This window comes from Citrobacter sp. Cu233, assembly GCF_030332225.1.
Taxonomy (GTDB): Bacteria; Pseudomonadota; Gammaproteobacteria; order Enterobacterales; family Enterobacteriaceae; genus Citrobacter.
On sequence record NZ_JAOWIF010000031.1, the window covers coordinates 334,899 to 349,638 of the forward strand.

Annotated in this window: 13 protein-coding genes and 1 pseudogene; 6 read left to right on the top strand and 8 right to left on the bottom strand. The window is 52.6% G+C overall.

Features of this window, described 5'->3' with window-relative positions; genetic code table 11:
* The 8 genes and pseudogenes from arnF to nudI all read right to left on the bottom strand — a co-directional run bounded on the left by arnF (window position 1) and on the right by nudI (window position 8,095).
* On the bottom strand, window positions 1-387 hold the full coding sequence (arnF, locus tag OGX95_RS08065; RefSeq protein WP_286629061.1) for a 4-amino-4-deoxy-L-arabinose-phosphoundecaprenol flippase subunit ArnF: 387 nt from the start codon (window positions 385-387) through the stop codon (window positions 1-3).
* The gene (arnE, locus tag OGX95_RS08070; protein ID WP_286629062.1) at window positions 387-722 is read right to left on the bottom strand and encodes a 4-amino-4-deoxy-L-arabinose-phosphoundecaprenol flippase subunit ArnE; all 336 of its coding nucleotides are present in this window, start codon (window positions 720-722) and stop codon (window positions 387-389) included. The genes arnF and arnE overlap by 1 nt, the downstream gene beginning before the upstream one ends.
* Window positions 719-2,374 (bottom strand): lipid IV(A) 4-amino-4-deoxy-L-arabinosyltransferase, encoded by a 1,656-nt coding sequence (arnT, locus tag OGX95_RS08075; protein WP_286629316.1) that lies wholly within the window; start codon window positions 2,372-2,374, stop codon window positions 719-721. Before arnT ends, arnE begins: the two co-directional genes overlap by 4 nt.
* Window positions 2,371-3,273, bottom strand: a complete 903-nt coding sequence (gene arnD / locus OGX95_RS08080) for a 4-deoxy-4-formamido-L-arabinose-phosphoundecaprenol deformylase (protein ID WP_286629063.1) — start codon at window positions 3,271-3,273, stop codon at window positions 2,371-2,373. Before arnD ends, arnT begins: the two co-directional genes overlap by 4 nt.
* Complete coding sequence (arnA, locus tag OGX95_RS08085) at window positions 3,270-5,252, bottom strand: bifunctional UDP-4-amino-4-deoxy-L-arabinose formyltransferase/UDP-glucuronic acid oxidase ArnA (protein ID WP_286629064.1); 1,983 nt, start codon at window positions 5,250-5,252, stop codon at window positions 3,270-3,272. Before arnA ends, arnD begins: the two co-directional genes overlap by 4 nt.
* Window positions 5,249-6,232 carry an undecaprenyl-phosphate 4-deoxy-4-formamido-L-arabinose transferase gene (gene arnC, locus OGX95_RS08090; protein ID WP_101741528.1) on the bottom strand — a complete coding sequence of 328 codons (984 nt, stop codon included), beginning with the start codon at window positions 6,230-6,232 and terminating at the stop codon, window positions 5,249-5,251. The genes arnA and arnC overlap by 4 nt, the downstream gene beginning before the upstream one ends.
* Before the next feature lie 2 nt (window positions 6,233-6,234).
* Window positions 6,235-7,374 carry a UDP-4-amino-4-deoxy-L-arabinose aminotransferase gene (arnB, locus tag OGX95_RS08095; RefSeq protein WP_286629317.1) on the bottom strand — a complete coding sequence of 380 codons (1,140 nt, stop codon included), beginning with the start codon at window positions 7,372-7,374 and terminating at the stop codon, window positions 6,235-6,237.
* Window positions 7,375-7,669: 295 nt separating this feature from the next.
* Window positions 7,670-8,095: pseudogene (gene nudI, locus OGX95_RS08100) on the bottom strand (nucleoside triphosphatase NudI).
* A gap of 317 nt (window positions 8,096-8,412) precedes the next feature.
* Here nudI and OGX95_RS08105 point away from each other — a divergent pair.
* The 6 genes from OGX95_RS08105 (at window position 8,413) to yfaU (ending at window position 14,713) form a co-directional block, all read left to right on the top strand.
* Window positions 8,413-8,955, top strand: a complete 543-nt coding sequence (locus tag OGX95_RS08105) for a YfaZ family protein (RefSeq protein ID WP_286629065.1) — start codon at window positions 8,413-8,415, stop codon at window positions 8,953-8,955.
* A 113-nt stretch (window positions 8,956-9,068) separates the two neighbouring features.
* A complete protein-coding gene (locus tag OGX95_RS08110) occupies window positions 9,069-10,265 on the top strand; it encodes a nicotinamide mononucleotide deamidase-related protein YfaY (RefSeq protein WP_286629066.1) in 1,197 nt (398 codons plus the stop codon).
* 270 nt (window positions 10,266-10,535) lie between these two features.
* Entirely contained in the window at window positions 10,536-11,318 is a 783-nt protein-coding gene (locus OGX95_RS08115) for an IclR family transcriptional regulator (protein WP_286629067.1), read from the top strand.
* Window positions 11,319-11,332: 14 nt separating this feature from the next.
* Window positions 11,333-12,538, top strand: a complete 1,206-nt coding sequence (rhmD, locus tag OGX95_RS08120; RefSeq protein WP_286629068.1) for an L-rhamnonate dehydratase — start codon at window positions 11,333-11,335, stop codon at window positions 12,536-12,538.
* 56 nt (window positions 12,539-12,594) lie between these two features.
* Window positions 12,595-13,884: an MFS transporter gene (locus OGX95_RS08125; RefSeq protein ID WP_286629069.1), complete on the top strand. Its 1,290-nt coding sequence runs from the start codon at window positions 12,595-12,597 to the stop codon at window positions 13,882-13,884.
* A 25-nt stretch (window positions 13,885-13,909) separates the two neighbouring features.
* Window positions 13,910-14,713 carry a 2-keto-3-deoxy-L-rhamnonate aldolase gene (gene yfaU / locus OGX95_RS08130; protein WP_286629070.1) on the top strand — a complete coding sequence of 268 codons (804 nt, stop codon included), beginning with the start codon at window positions 13,910-13,912 and terminating at the stop codon, window positions 14,711-14,713.
* Window positions 14,714-14,740 lie beyond the last annotated feature (27 nt).

Below are 14,740 nucleotides of genomic sequence, written 5' to 3' on the forward strand. Positions count from 1 at the left end.
TCAGGGCGAGTGTTGGCGGACAGGTAAGAATATGGTCATTAATCCCGCCATAATACACAGCACACCCACCAGGGCTTTTACTGAGAAGGTTCCTTGCCAGCCAGGTAAAATCATTGATGCGATCCACACCAGTACATAGCTGAGGCTGAGCAAGGCATAGGCTTTGCTCAGCGCGAGCTGATGCAGGGCTTTATGCCAGCACATCACTGACAGTAAATAACCTACCAGCCCGCCATATAAGGCGAATGCGCTGCTGCTGGTTGAAAAAACGGCGGAGATAAACGCCAGCGGTTGCAGCATGGGCGGCAGATTATCCATCGCGTAACCCAGACTAAGCTGAGCAACCGACGTAATAATCACGCTACACAGCCCCCAAAAGATGCCCATTACACCGCGCTCCCAAGAATAAAGATGCCGGTGATGAGTAGCCCAACCCCCAACCAGTGACGCGTTGTGACAGGTTCGCGCCAGATTTTCCATGCCGCCAGCGTGACCCATACAAAGTTCAGGCTTAGCATTGGGTAGGCGATACCGACGGGAATATTCTGCAATACTGCCAGCCAGAGCAGCATGGCCAGTCCCAGACAGGCCAGCGCCAGACCAATCCACTGCGTGATATAGCGTGTTCGCGCGTGGGCGGGTACCGGGCGGGTGGCCTGCTTCTGGCACAATTGCCCACAGACGCTGAGCAGGCTGGCAAGGACTAAGATTAGCCAGATCATTTAGGCCTGTACTGAATCAAGACCAGGCGCCCCTGATTGTCGATATAGTCAGCGGGGGGAATGGCAAGCTGATTAATATCCTCATCCTTCGAAATTGACAGCACGAGCGTAATGATCCCTTCCTGACGATGTTGCGCCAACCAGCTGGCAAAGTCATCCCGGCTGACGAAGCGTCCCTGGGCATCTGGATAATTAAGGCCGTATTTTAACTCACCTGTTTGCCCGTACATGTTGATGTCATCGCGTTTCAGGCTCCAGGCTAGTCCTGCGGCAACGCCAACGCTGTCGGTGAAAATATAACGGCTCGACTCCAGCGACTCTTTTGTCATCTCGACAAAAAACTGTGGCTGTTTGGATTCCATTACCCGGTCAGGTACTGAGAAGCCGAACAACAGCGCCAGCCCCAGCGGGCACAGCGCAGCTAATCTCCAGTTTTTTTCACTGTTGTTAAGCGTATACCAGCCAAATAGCGTCCAGGTGATAAAGATACCCCATGAGCAAAACACTTTGTACGTTTCGATATGCGACCAGACCGGTGTCTTCAACGGTCCGAGCGTGGATACGATAAATGTGGCGACAATACCAGTAACACCGAACAGAATGTTGATCCAACTGTTGACGCGCAGGGCTGCAGAACCTTTTTCAGCAGCCTGCAAGCCAAACCGTGCGGTAAGGATTGCCAGCGGTGCGAAGCAGGAAAGAATATAGGTTGGCAACTTCCCTTTGGCGATACTGAAAAACAGGATCGGCATAATAATCCAGCTCAGCAGGTATAAGGCGCTACGTGGTACATCCCGTTCACGCCAGCCGGTACGCAATGCACCCGGTAGTAGCCCGAGCCAGGGTAAGGCACCCGCCACGAAAATCGGTATGTAGTACCAGAATGGTGCTTTATGTTGGGCATCATCCTGCGCAAAACGCTGAATATGCTCAACCCAGAAAAAGTAGTGCCAGAAGTCTGGTTCGCGTTGTGCAATCGCCAGTCCCCACGGCAGGACAATGGCAATACAGCTGATAATCGACAACAGACCGTAAATAAAGATCTCTTTCCAGCGCTTTTGCACGACAATCCATGGCAGTACGCTGAGGACGGGGACAGCGAGCGCGAGAAAGCCTTTGGTCATCACGCCCATACCACAGGTGAATCCTAACAGCAAAAAGGCGACAATTTTACGTGTTCTGGTGGTGGCCTGCATTCCCTCCCAAAAACAGCACATACCCGCCATTAGCCACAGCGCGATAATGGGATCAAGTACCGCATAGGTTCCAATACTGTAAACAGAGAAAAACGTTAGAAAGATAACGGCAGAGAGTATGGCCGTTTGTTTATCACGCCATAGCCGCATTGCCAGCCAGGCGACCAGCAGTGCCGTCAGCAATGTTGCAAAAATTGCGCCCGCTCTGACGCCAAAATTATTGGCGCCAAACAGCCATTGCCCGATGCTGTTTAACCAGTATCCCGCGATGGGTTTTTCAAAATAGCGTAGCCCTAAAAAATGTGGGACGATCCAGTCGCCAGACGTCAGCATTTCCCGGCTGATTTCAGCATAGCGCGTTTCGTCGGGCTGCCAGAGCAGGCGGCTATTGATGGGTAAAATAAAATACAGTGCAATAAATGCGACAAATGCCAGGGCGTAACGTGCGGATTTCATGGTGTCACACTCGCGGGTTGCTGGCAGCCGAGCCATCCCTCTCTGCCGGGTATTTTGCCACGAACGATCTGGCCCGTTGGCAGTGTACTGATATCGTCTGGTAACAGTTCGCCCAGTGGACAAAACGTAATCCCTGCGTCGGCGGCACGAATGAGCAGATCGTCAAATTTTTGCTGAAAAGCAATGCCTTCCACCTCTGCGTGAATCGTGTAGACCGGGGTGCCTTTGTCCCTCTGAATGCGGGAGAGAATATAGTCGTTGAAGTCTGCTGCCTGCACCTCCTGACCAACCACCTCATCCCATGTCGGTAGCGTGACCGGAATTTGTGGCGTACCCATTTCTCCTGTTTCAAGTACAGGACGGAATAACGATGTTCCCCTGCAATCGCTGTTATAGCGCAGATGGAATGTTTCTTTCGCATCGACGACGCGTGAGTCGGCACGCCAGCCAGCTACGGCAGAACAGGTGACAGGGTGGCCGATGATCGTTTCGAGCGCATTAATGCCCCGCGAAATATCATCAATCAGCTGTTTATCGTTCCAGCCGCCACTTCGAGATTGCCAGGCATGATGATCCCAGGCGTGTAAGCCAGTTTCGTGATACCGGGCTGCTTGCGAAATGATGGCCGCATTGGCCAGGCCAATTTCTTTTCCAGGCCAGGCGGTGCCGGCCAGTAAAATATCCCACCCGTAGAGTGAGGCTGCATTTGAGCGCAGCATCTTCCACAAAAATTGCGGCTTCACCAGACGCCAGAGATGGCGCCCCATGTTGTCGGGCCCGACGCTAAAAAAGAAACTTGCCCGAACGTTATGCCGGTTCAATGTCTCCAGCAGGCGGGGCACGCCTTCGCGTGTCCCCCTGAATGTATCGACATCTATTCGCAAGCCCACTTTGGTCATGATGTGTGTTCCGTGATATCCACACTGCGTAAGAAGAAGTCCAGCGTCTCTTCAACCGTTTTTTGCATATCGATTGCTGGTTCCCAGTTCAGGCAACGTTTGGCGTTACGAATACTGGGTTTGCGGTGCTCAACGTCCTGGTAGCCTTTGCCATAGTAGCTGCTACTCTCAACGTCACGGAAACCAGCAAACGGTGGGAAGTGTTGGCGCAATGGATGTTTTTCGAAGCAGGAAAGGAGCATTTCAGCCAGTTCCTGAATACTTGCTTCATTATCCGGATTACCGATATTGATGATCTCGCCGTCACAGCGCCCGCCGTCGTTTTCAATGATGCGGAACAGGGCTTCGATACCGTCACGAATGTCGGTAAAGCAGCGCTTCTGCTTGCCGCCTTCAATCAGCTTGATGGGGGAGCCTTCCACCAGATTCAGGATCAGTTGGGTAATGGCGCGTGAGCTGCCGATACGTGCGGCGTTCAGGCTGTCCAGACGCGGTCCCATCCAGTTAAACGGACGGAATAAGGTGAAACGTAGCCCTTCTTTTTCACCGTATGCCCAAATGACGCGATCCAGCAGTTGTTTAGAAACCGAGTAGATCCAGCGCGGTTTATTAACCGGACCGACGATCAGGTTGGAGCTGTCTTCATCGAAGTCTTTATCGGTACACATACCATAGACTTCAGATGTTGATGGGAAAATGATGCGTTTGCGGTACTTGACACAGTAGCGAATAATTTTCAGGTTTTCTTCAAAATCGAGTTCGAAGACGCGCAGCGGGTTGCGGGTATATTCAATCGGTGTGGCAATGGCGACCAGTGGCAGCACGACGTCGCATTTTTTCACATGATATTCAATCCATTCGGAGTGAATGCTGATATCACCCTCCACAAAATGGAATCGTGGGTGTTGCAGAAAACGCTCAATCGCATCGCTGCCAATATCAAGTCCGTAGATTTCGTAGTTATCTTCGCGTAGCAGGCGTTCGGTCAGGTGGTTGCCAATGAAACCGTTAACGCCAAGGATCAAAACGCGGGTGCGACGTTTGCTGGCGGAAACGGACTGGCTGTTGAGGCGGGAACCTGCAACCAGACCCAAAACTTGTGCCAGCTGTGAGCCCTGCATAGTAATGCCATCACCCGCTTGCCCGGTAATGATTTCGAGTGCACCATCGGCACACGCAATCAGCAATGGTGATACGGAGATAACCGTTCCCGGCAGAGCCGCAGATGTATTTGCACTTTGGCGCGATGACCAGATGGTGAATTTTTGCGTACCGGCATAGCTAAATGCGCCGGGCCATGGATCGGACACGGCGCGAACCATGTTATGCAGTTGTGCGCAGGGTTTGTTCCAGTCGAGGAAACTGTCTTCGGGCGTGCGGCGACCAAAACAGGTGGCGTCGGCTTCCTGTTGTGGGTATTCCTGAAAATCACCGGCCTTGATGGCTGGCAGCGCCTGCGCCAGTACCTCGCGGGCAGACTGGCATAATTTATGGTGCAGGGTTAGTGCCACGTCATCGGGGGAAATGGTAATGCGTTGTTGGGCGACGATGGCACCGGCATCTGCGCGCTTGACCATGCGGTGAAGCGTCACACCTGTTTCGGTTTCACCATTGACTAATACCCAGTTCAACGGTGCACGGCCACGATATTTGGGCAGTAATGAGCCGTGCAGATTAAAGGCACCCGCAGGCGCAAGACGCAGGATCTCGTTGCTGAGTAAATGGCGATAGTAGAATGAGAAGATCACATCAGGGGCGAGCTGGCCGATCCGCTCGATCCACAGCGGATGATTGACCTCGTCCGGAGCATACACTGGAATTCCTGCGCTGGCAGCGAGGCGGGAAACTGAGCCAAAAAACGCTTTTTCACCTGGGTTATCGGCGTGCGTAAAAATAGCAGCGATGTCATAACCCGCATCCAACAGGGCCTGAACCCCCTGACATCCCATATCGTGATAGGCAAATACGACGGCTTTCATGCGCGGTTTTCCTCAGTTGACTGCGTGGTTTGTGGACGGATAACGTGTTGAACAAAATAGCGAGGGCGTGCGCGGACATCGTTATAGATGCGACCGATATATTCGCCGAGTAATCCCATGCCAATGAATTGCGCGCCGATAAAGGTAAACAGCACGGCAAACAGCATAAACACACCTTCTGCCGCCCACTGCGGGCCGAGCGTCAGGCGAAGAACAACAAGCAGGACCGACAGGGTAAAGCCTGTGGCGGCAATGATGCTGCCCAGCAGGCTCAACATACGCAATGGCGTGGTGGTCAGGCAGGTTACCAGGTCATACATCAGGTTTATCAGACGCATGAAACTGTACTTAGAGTCGCCAAATTCACGTTCGGCATGGTGTACCGGGATTTCCGTGGCGCGGCGGGCAAAGATGTTAGCCAGAATAGGAATAAAGGTGCTGCGCTCCTGGCAATGCAACATGGCATCGACGATGTGACGGCGATAGGCGCGCAGCATGCAGCCATAATCGCCCATTGCTTTACCGGTTGTGCGCTGAATCAGATGATTGATCATCCGTGAGGCGGTCTTACGAAAGCGGCTGTCCTGGCGGTTCTGACGCACCGTTCCGACGACATCGAAGCCTTCTTTTGCTGTGGCAACCAGTCGCGGGATCTCCTCTGGCGGGTTTTGTAAATCAGCATCCAACGTGATGATCAGGTCGCCAGTGACGTGGCTGAAACCGGCCATAATCGCCGAGTGTTGCCCATAGTTTCGATTCAACAGAATAGAGACAATATGGCTGTTCGGTGCCTGGGAGGCGTCCATCATCAGTTGAGCCGAATTGTCACTGCTACCGTCATCAATGAGCAGAATTTCATATTCAGTATCCAGTTTTTCGCAGGCGGCGCTGGTGCGCCTGATTAATTCTGGCAGGCTTTCCTGTTCGTTAAAAACGGGAATGACCACCGAGACTTTACTAATCGGTGTGGCTTCAAACATGCTTATTGTCCTGCAATCTGGCGAAGTGCCGTAATGACGCGTTGTGTGTCATCGTCGGTCATGTCGGGAAAAAGCGGCAGTGAACAAATGCGTGCGCTATTCCATTCGGTATTAGGCAGAGAAAGATCGGTGAAACGTTCGCGATAATATTTCTGCGTGTGGGCCGCGCGAAAATGCAGGCCTGTGCCAATATTTCTGGCCTTTAGTGATTCCATCAGAGCATCTCTGCTCAGCCCACAGCGGGCTTCATCCACGCGAATGATGAACAAATGCCAGGCGTGCACATGCGACCACTGAGGCAGGGTGAGCGGTTGAAACGGTGTATCGGTCAGCGCCTGTTGATACTGCTGCGCAATTTGCGCACGGCGTGCGTTCAGACGATCCAGCTTGTTCAACTGCACCAGGGCGATGGCGGCGTTGATGTCAGTCAGGTTGTACTTGTATCCCGGCGCGAGAACTTCAGCCTGCGGCGCGCGACCATAGGTTTGACGGTCATAAGCATCTACACCCAGGCCGTGAAATTTCAGGCTGCGAAGCCGTTGAGCGAACTGGCTGTCGTCAGTAACAATTAACCCTCCCTCTGCACAGGTAACATTCTTGATAGCGTGAAAGGAAAAGATTGCGGTACCACGAGCACCAACATGACGACCCTTGTATAACGTTCCGACGGCGTGCGCTGCATCTTCAATAACAGGGATTCCATGGCGTTCACCGATGGCGTAAATGGCATCAAGATCGGCTGGGGCCCCGGCATAGTGCACGGGAATAATAGCTTTGGTTCGTGGTGTAATAGCGGCTTCTATTTGCTCGGGGGTCACCATCAGCGTATCGCGGTCGACATCGATCATCACCGGTGTGGCGCCCAGCAGGACAATCATGTTGAGTGTAGATACCCACGTCATCGACGGGGTGATCACTTCATCGCCTTCACCCACACCCAGCGCCATTAGCGTAATGTGCATACCTGCCGTCGCGGAACAGACGGCAACGGCGTTTTGGTTTCCTGTGAGCTGGCAGAAAGCGTCTTCCAACTGCTGATTTTTAGGACCTGTAGTTATCCACCCTGAATCCAGAACCGCCTTAACTGCTGCAAGTTCTTCATCACCCATTGCCGGGCGGGAGAAAGGCAAAAAGTCAGACATCATTATTCCTTAAAGCCATTTAACGCCACCGCAGTTTTATTTTTAGTGATAAACAGGGGCATCGTTAATTATTTCATCAGGCCACAAAGGTTAAAGACTGAAGGTTAATTTATCCTTAAGAGTTTAAGGTTGGAGATATAAAGGGGAATGCGGATGAGATTATTTTATTTGTCTGAAAATAAATGATTTTTACGAGTATTTTGTCGTGGCTACGGCATTGCAGTTCTGCTGCTGAATGATGAGTGCAATGCCATGATCTGAAGGATCAATACCCTGCTGCTATCACCATTTGAGTTTACAATAACCCTTTCAATGTTAACGTTTTACGTGTGGCGATGTTTAAATCGTAATGAGGGAGATCTTCCGGTTTAACCCAGGCGAAGTCCTGGAACTCTTCGTTAATCTTCACTTCACGGTTGGCGGAAACACAATCGAAGATGAGATAAATCATGTAAATCTCTTCCTGGCTACCATCAGCGTAGGTTTTGGTTCGTATATCGTCACTGAAGGTCTAGGGGGTAATCTGCGATAACTCGAGGTGTTCTCCCAGTTCTTCCCTGATTTCCCGACGTAAGGCTTCTTCGATACGTTCGCCTGGCTCAACGCCTCCGCCAGACAACGCCCACTGGCCAGGGAAAACACCGCGATCGTCGGCCATTTTGCACAGTAAATAACAGCCTTCATTTTGAATGAGTGGGCAAACAATCGTTCTTTGGCGCATAAGTCTGTTCCTTGTAGGGGAGGGCGGAGGGATCCATCGTTAACACATCTTACCTTTTGCAGGCGGCAGAAAAAACGCTTCATTGCGGTTTAAGCCAGCTTTGCCGGGGAAAATAACGTTGTCTATTGAAAACGGCAATCAGGTGCCTTTTACCGTCTATTTCAGGTAAGAACTTAACCTTACTGAAACATTGTGGGTAGTATTTAGTTACAATATGTCATTGTATCGCTTTTTTAGCTCATTGATTCCTCGCCATCTGGCAGTACAATCCAGCGGTTTTGGGGCTATGTTTTGATTATTGCTGGAAAGGATAGAAAATGAAAAAAAGTGTATTACTGGGTTTTGCCGGAATGCTGTTTGTTTCTGCGTCGGCGAACGCGATTAGCATTAATGGCCAGGCTGGCAAAGATTACACCAACCTTGGATTCGGTATGGGAACTGAAACCACGGGTCTGGCTGTCAGCGGTAACTGGATGCATAACGATGACGACGGTGATGTTGCAGGGCTTGGCCTTGGTCTGAATATCCCTCTGGGTCCGTTGCTGGCAACAGTCGGTGGGAAAGGTATCTATACCAACCCGAAAGACGGTGATGAAGGCTACGCGGCAGCTGTCGGTGGTGGTTTACAGTGGCCGATTGGCGACAGTTTCCGTCTGTTTGGCGAATACTACTACTCCCCGGACTCACTCTCCAGCGGGATCGACAGCTACGAAGAAGCTAACGCCGGGGCGCGCCTGACGATTATGCGTCCGCTGAGCATTGAAGCAGGTTACCGTTACCTGAATCTGGCGGGTAAAGATGGCAACCGCGATAACGCGATTGCTGACGGCCCGTACGTTGGGGTCAGCGCCAGCTTCTGATGTCCCTGGCGCGGCATTTAGCCGCGCCTGTTTTTATTTCTCTCTCTCCTTCCTCCTCCATGTTCCTCCTCCATTGCGTTATAGTGTTTTGATTGCATAAGCAGGAGAACACAATGTTAAACGTGGAGATGCTATCCACCGGGGATGAAGTGTTGCACGGTCAGATCGTCGACACCAATGCCGCCTGGCTGGCCGATTTTTTCTTTAATCAGGGATTACCGTTAACCCGCCGTAACACGGTGGGCGACAATCTTGACGATCTGGTCGCCATTTTGCGCGAACGCAGTGAACACGCCGATATTTTGATTGTTAATGGTGGCTTAGGTCCAACCAGCGATGATTTGAGCGCACTGGCGGCGGCAACCGCAAAAGGTGAAGGGCTGGTTCTGCATGAAGCGTGGCTGGCCGAAATGACGCGTTTTTTCCGTGAGCGGGGACGCGTGATGGCACCGAGCAATCGCAAACAGGCTGAACTTCCGGCCAGCGCGGAGTTTATTAATAATCCGGTCGGAACTGCCTGCGGGTTCGCCGTAAAGCTTAATCGCTGCCTGATGTTCTTTACGCCGGGTGTGCCGTCAGAATTTAAAGTGATGGTTGAACATGAGATCCTGCCGCGCCTGCGTGAACGTTTTTCTCTTTCCCAGCCCCCGCTATGTCTGCGCTTAACGACTTTTGGTCGTTCTGAAAGCGATCTGGCACAGAGCCTGGACTCTCTGGTTTTACCGCCCGGGGTGACAATGGGATATCGTTCGTCCATGCCAATAATCGAGCTGAAGCTAACCGGGCCCGATTCCCAACGTGAAGCGATGCTGGCGCTCTGGCCGGAGGTGAAACGCGTTGCCGGGCAGAATATGATTTTTGAAGGCACGGAAGGGCTTCCTGCACAAATTGCACGTACTTTGCAGTCGCGACAGTTCAGCCTGACGCTCAGCGAGCAGTTTACCGCGGGCCTGATCGCACTCCAGCTTTCTCGCGTTAACGCGCCTCTGTTGGCCAGTGAAGTGGTGCCATCTCAGGAAGAAACGCTGGCACAAACGGCGCACTGGATAACCGAGCGACGCGGCAACCATTATGCCGAACTGGCGCTGGCGGTATCGGGTTTCGAAAACGAACATATTAACTTCGCACTGGCAACACCTGACGGCACACATGCCTTGCGGGTGCGACTCAATGCAAATCGCTACAGTTTGGTTGTTCGTCAGGAAGTTTGCGCAATGATGGCGCTTAATATGCTGCGTCGCTGGTTAAACGGGCAGGATCTTGCCAGCGAACACGGCTGGATTGAAGTGGTTGAGTCGCTGTCGATCTAACCTGTAAATTGCCCGATGGAGCTGCGCTTATCGGGCTTTGCGTGAACGTCTGTTTATCTGCCGGAGTAGACGTTCACCCGCCATCCGGCAATTTTCCCTGCATTTTTGTCCAACCTGTTGTACTCCCCGTGGAAAAATCCGTGCTGTGGTTCACATTTCTATACGTAATCTTTCCAGCCAGCTGGAAGAAAGGCGGGATTTGATGTGCTTCACAATTTTACCCCTGTTGACCGAACACACTGATTCCAGTATCTCAGACCGGAGTCCAGTATGTTGGAATCAAGCAAGGTCCCTGCTCTCACCAGAGCGATAGACATTCTCAATCTTATTGCGCGTATCGGCCCGTGTAGCGCCGCAACGATTGTGGAGACGTTGGGTATTCCGAAAAGCACCGCTTATTTGTTGTTAAACGAACTAAAGCGTCAGCGCTTTCTCAGTATTGATCACCAGGAGAAATACTGCCTGTGGACCAAGCTTGTTGAACTTTCGGGACACGCGTTGAGCAAAATGGATCTGCGTGAGCTGGCGCGACCCCGTTTGACACAGCTGATGGATGAAACCGATTTGCTTTGTCATCTGGGGCTCATCGACCACGAAAGCGCGTATTACATTCTGAAAGTGGAATCCTCGTCCACCATCAGTGTGCGATCGCATGAGGGAAAAAGTCTTTCTCTGTATCGCTCAGGCATTGGCAAATGTTTGCTGGCCTGGCAGCCTGCGGCAGTACGCAAAACCATTATTGACCAGTTGGTATGGGAGAAGGCGACGCCGACCACCATTGCCAATCCTCAGCAATTGAATGATGAACTGGAGCGCATTCGTCAGCGCGGATGGAGCTTTGATAACGGCGAGGATTACCCGGATGTTCGCTGTGTTGCCGCCCCCGTTTTTAATGCCAGTAATACGCTGACTGCCGCGATTTCAGTGGTCGGTACTCGCTTACAAATCAACGAAGAGAATCGTGATTACCTGGCCGGGAAGGCAATAGCCTGCGCCAAAGATATTTCACGTCTGTTGGGCTGGAAAAGCCCCCTCGATTCACTCGCATCATAATAATGGAGAACATCATGACCCTACCAAAAATTAAACATGTTCGTGCCTGGTTTACCGGCGGCGCTACGGCGGAGAAAGGGGCGGGCGGGGGTGATTATCATGACCAGGGCGCTCATCACTGGATTGACGATCATATTGCCACGCCAATGAGTAAATACCGTGAGTATGAACAGTCGCGCCAGTCTTTCGGCATAAACGTGCTGGGGACGTTGATTGTCGAAGTGGAGGCAGAAAACGGCCAGACGGGGTTTGCGGTCTCGACGGCAGGAGAAATGGGCTGTTTTATTGTCGAAAAGCACCTTAATCGCTTTATCGAAGGCAAATGCGTCAGTGATATTAAACTCATTCACGATCAGATGCTTGGTGCCACAATGTATTACTCCGGCTCTGGCGGTCTGGTGATGAACACGATCTCTTGCGTGGATCTCGCGCTTTGGGATCTGTTTGGCAAGGTGGTTGGCTTACCGGTTTACAAACTGCTGGGGGGCGCAGTGCGCGATGAGATCCAGTTTTACGCCACGGGTGCGAGGCCGGATCTGGCAAAAGCGTTGGGGTTTATCGGCGGCAAAATGCCGACCCACTGGGGGCCGCACGACGGAGATGCGGGCGTTCGCAAAGATGCTGCGATGGTGGCTGATATGCGTGAGAAATGTGGCCCGGATTTCTGGCTGATGCTCGATTGCTGGATGAGCCAGGACGTGAACTATGCCACCAAACTGGCACATGCTTGTGCGCCGCATAACCTGAAATGGATCGAAGAGTGTCTGCCGCCACAGCAGTATGAAGGTTATCGTGAGCTGAAGCGCAATGCACCGGCAGGCATGATGGTGACCAGTGGTGAACACCACGGCACGTTGCAGTCCTTCCGTACGCTGTCTGAAACCGGCATTGATATCATGCAGCCTGATGTAGGCTGGTGTGGTGGATTAACCACGCTGGTGGAAATTGCCGCCATCGCTAAATCGCGTGGACAACTGGTGGTGCCGCACGGCTCATCGGTCTACTCGCACCATGCGGTGATCACTTTCACGAACACCCCGTTTAGTGAGTTCCTGATGACCAGCCCGGATTGTTCAACGATGCGCCCTCAGTTTGACCCGATTCTGCTGGATGAACCCGTACCCGTGAATGGACGAATCCATAAGTCGGTACTCGATAAGCCTGGCTTTGGCGTCGAGCTTAACCGTGACTGCAATCTGAAACGCCCCTACAGCCACTAATGACCAGTGCGTTGCCTTATTCACGGCAACGCCCTCATTTCTTTGAGGATCTTGTGATGACAACCACTTTACTTGACGGTGTAGTGAAGAAAAACCGTGCGCGTTTGATTCCCTTTATGTTGGCGCTGTATGTGCTGGCGTTTCTGGATCGTTCGAACATTGGGTTTGCCAAAGAGACGTATCAGATTGATACCGGGCTGAGCAATGAAGCTTATGCGCTGGGTGCGGGTATTTTCTTTGTGGTATACGCGTTCCTGGGCGTTCCTGCCAACCTGCTGATGCGTAAATTTGGTGCCAGAAGTTGGATCGGCACCACCACGCTGCTGTGGGGATTTCTCTCTGCGGCGATGGCGTGGGCGGATACCGAAGCAAAGTTCCTGATTATCCGTACCCTGTTGGGGGCGGCGGAAGCCGGTTTCTTCCCCGGTATGATCTACCTGACGTCGCAATGGTTTCCGCAGCGCAACCGGGCCAGCATCATGGGGCTGTTTTACATGGGGGCGCCGCTGGCGTTAACGCTGGGATCGCCGCTTTCTGGCGCGCTGTTGGAGATGCACGGTTTTATGGGCCAGCCAGGCTGGTTCTGGATGTTCGTTATCGAAGGTTTACTGGCGGTTGGCGCAGGCGTTTTCACCTTCTTCTGGCTGGATGACACGCCGCAGCAGGCGCGTTTTCTGAGTGCGGAGGAAAAAGCCGTTCTCATCAGTCAGCTGGCGAGCGAAGAAGAGAAAAAGGCCACCTCAAAACTGTCGGATGCTTTGCGCAATGGGCGTGTCTGGCAACTGGCGATGATTTACCTGACGATTCAGGTAGCGGTCTACGGATTGATCTTCTTCCTGCCCACCCAGGTTGCGGCATTATTGGGAACCAAAGTTGGTTTTACTGCGTCCGTGGTGACGGCTATTCCGTGGGTGGTTGCCCTGTTCGGTACCTGGCTCATCCCGCGCTACTCCGATCGTACCGGTGACCGGCGCAATGTGGCGGCCCTGACGTTGTTAGCCGCCGGGATCGGGATCGGCGTTTCCGGTCTGGTGTCTCCGGTGCTGGCTATTCTGGCTTTATGTGTGGCGGCTGCGGGCTTTATTGCCGTCCAGCCGGTGTTCTGGACAATGCCGACTCAATTGCTCTCGGGTACCGCACTGGCGGCGGGCATTGGCTTTGTAAATCTGTTTGGCGCAGTGGGTGGGTTTCTGGCCCCCATCTTGCGGGTTAAAGCTGAAACCGTTTTTGCCAGTGATGCAGCAGGGCTTTTGACCCTGGCATGCGTGGCGGTTATGGGTTCAGTCATTATCTTCACCCTGAAAGTCAGCCGTCCTGCTTCGCAAATGGGCGCGGTGCATCATTAATCTTATCTACGTTGTAAGGATCGTTATGAACGCATTGTTATCAAACCCTTTTAAAGAAGCGCTGCGCAAAGGGGAAGTCCAGATTGGTCTGTGGCTCAGTTCGACCACCTCCTATATGGCGGAAATTGCAGCGACATCGGGCTATGACTGGTTGCTCATTGATGGTGAGCATGCGCCGAACACGGTGCAGGATCTCTATCACCAGCTCCAGGCCATTGCCCCTTATGCCAGCCAGCCAGTGATCCGTCCGATTGAAGGCAGTAAGGCGTTGATTAAGCAGGTACTGGATATCGGTGCGCAGACGCTGCTGATCCCGATGGTGGACAGCGCAGAACAGGCTCGTCAAGTGGTTTCCGCCACGCGTTATCCTCCGTTGGGAGAGCGTGGTGTGGGTGCCAGTGTGGCCCGTGCCGCGCGCTGGGGACGTGTTGATCATTACATGGCGCAGTCTAATGCGTCTCTCTGTCTGCTGGTGCAGGTCGAAAGTAAAACGGCGCTGGATAATCTGGACGAAATCCTGGATGTGGACGGTATCGATGGTGTTTTCATCGGTCCGGCAGATCTCTCTGCGTCTTTAGGCTATCCGGATAACGCCGGGCATCCCGAGGTGCAGCGAATCATTGAAGAGAGCATCCGCCGCATTCGTGCTGCCGGAAAAGCAGCGGGCTTTCTTGCTGTCGATCCGGCGATGGCGCAAAAATGTCTGCAGTGGGGAGCGAACTTTGTTGCCGTGGGCGTAGATACGATGCTTTATAGTGAGGCACTGGATAGCAGGCTGGCGATGTTTAAATCTGATAAGGCAGCGCAGACGCTGAAAAGCAGTTATTGACACATGCTTGCCCGATGGTGGAATACC

Excerpts from the sequence above, each read along its gene's own strand:
- arnF (WP_286629061.1), bottom strand. The coding sequence starts at position 387 with ATGGGCATCTTTTGGGGGCTGTGTAGCGTGATTATTACGTCGGTTGCT.
- arnE (WP_286629062.1), bottom strand. The coding sequence starts at position 722 with ATGATCTGGCTAATCTTAGTCCTTGCCAGCCTGCTCAGCGTCTGTGGG.
- arnT (WP_286629316.1), bottom strand. The coding sequence starts at position 2,374 with ATGAAATCCGCACGTTACGCCCTGGCATTTGTCGCATTTATTGCACTG.
- arnD (WP_286629063.1), bottom strand. The coding sequence starts at position 3,273 with ATGACCAAAGTGGGCTTGCGAATAGATGTCGATACATTCAGGGGGACA.
- arnA (WP_286629064.1), bottom strand. The coding sequence starts at position 5,252 with ATGAAAGCCGTCGTATTTGCCTATCACGATATGGGATGTCAGGGGGTT.
- arnC (WP_101741528.1), bottom strand. The coding sequence starts at position 6,232 with ATGTTTGAAGCCACACCGATTAGTAAAGTCTCGGTGGTCATTCCCGTT.
- arnB (WP_286629317.1), bottom strand. The coding sequence starts at position 7,374 with ATGTCTGACTTTTTGCCTTTCTCCCGCCCGGCAATGGGTGATGAAGAA.
- OGX95_RS08105 (WP_286629065.1), top strand. The coding sequence starts at position 8,413 with ATGAAAAAAAGTGTATTACTGGGTTTTGCCGGAATGCTGTTTGTTTCT.
- OGX95_RS08110 (WP_286629066.1), top strand. The coding sequence starts at position 9,069 with ATGTTAAACGTGGAGATGCTATCCACCGGGGATGAAGTGTTGCACGGT.
- OGX95_RS08115 (WP_286629067.1), top strand. The coding sequence starts at position 10,536 with ATGTTGGAATCAAGCAAGGTCCCTGCTCTCACCAGAGCGATAGACATT.
- rhmD (WP_286629068.1), top strand. The coding sequence starts at position 11,333 with ATGACCCTACCAAAAATTAAACATGTTCGTGCCTGGTTTACCGGCGGC.
- OGX95_RS08125 (WP_286629069.1), top strand. The coding sequence starts at position 12,595 with ATGACAACCACTTTACTTGACGGTGTAGTGAAGAAAAACCGTGCGCGT.
- yfaU (WP_286629070.1), top strand. The coding sequence starts at position 13,910 with ATGAACGCATTGTTATCAAACCCTTTTAAAGAAGCGCTGCGCAAAGGG.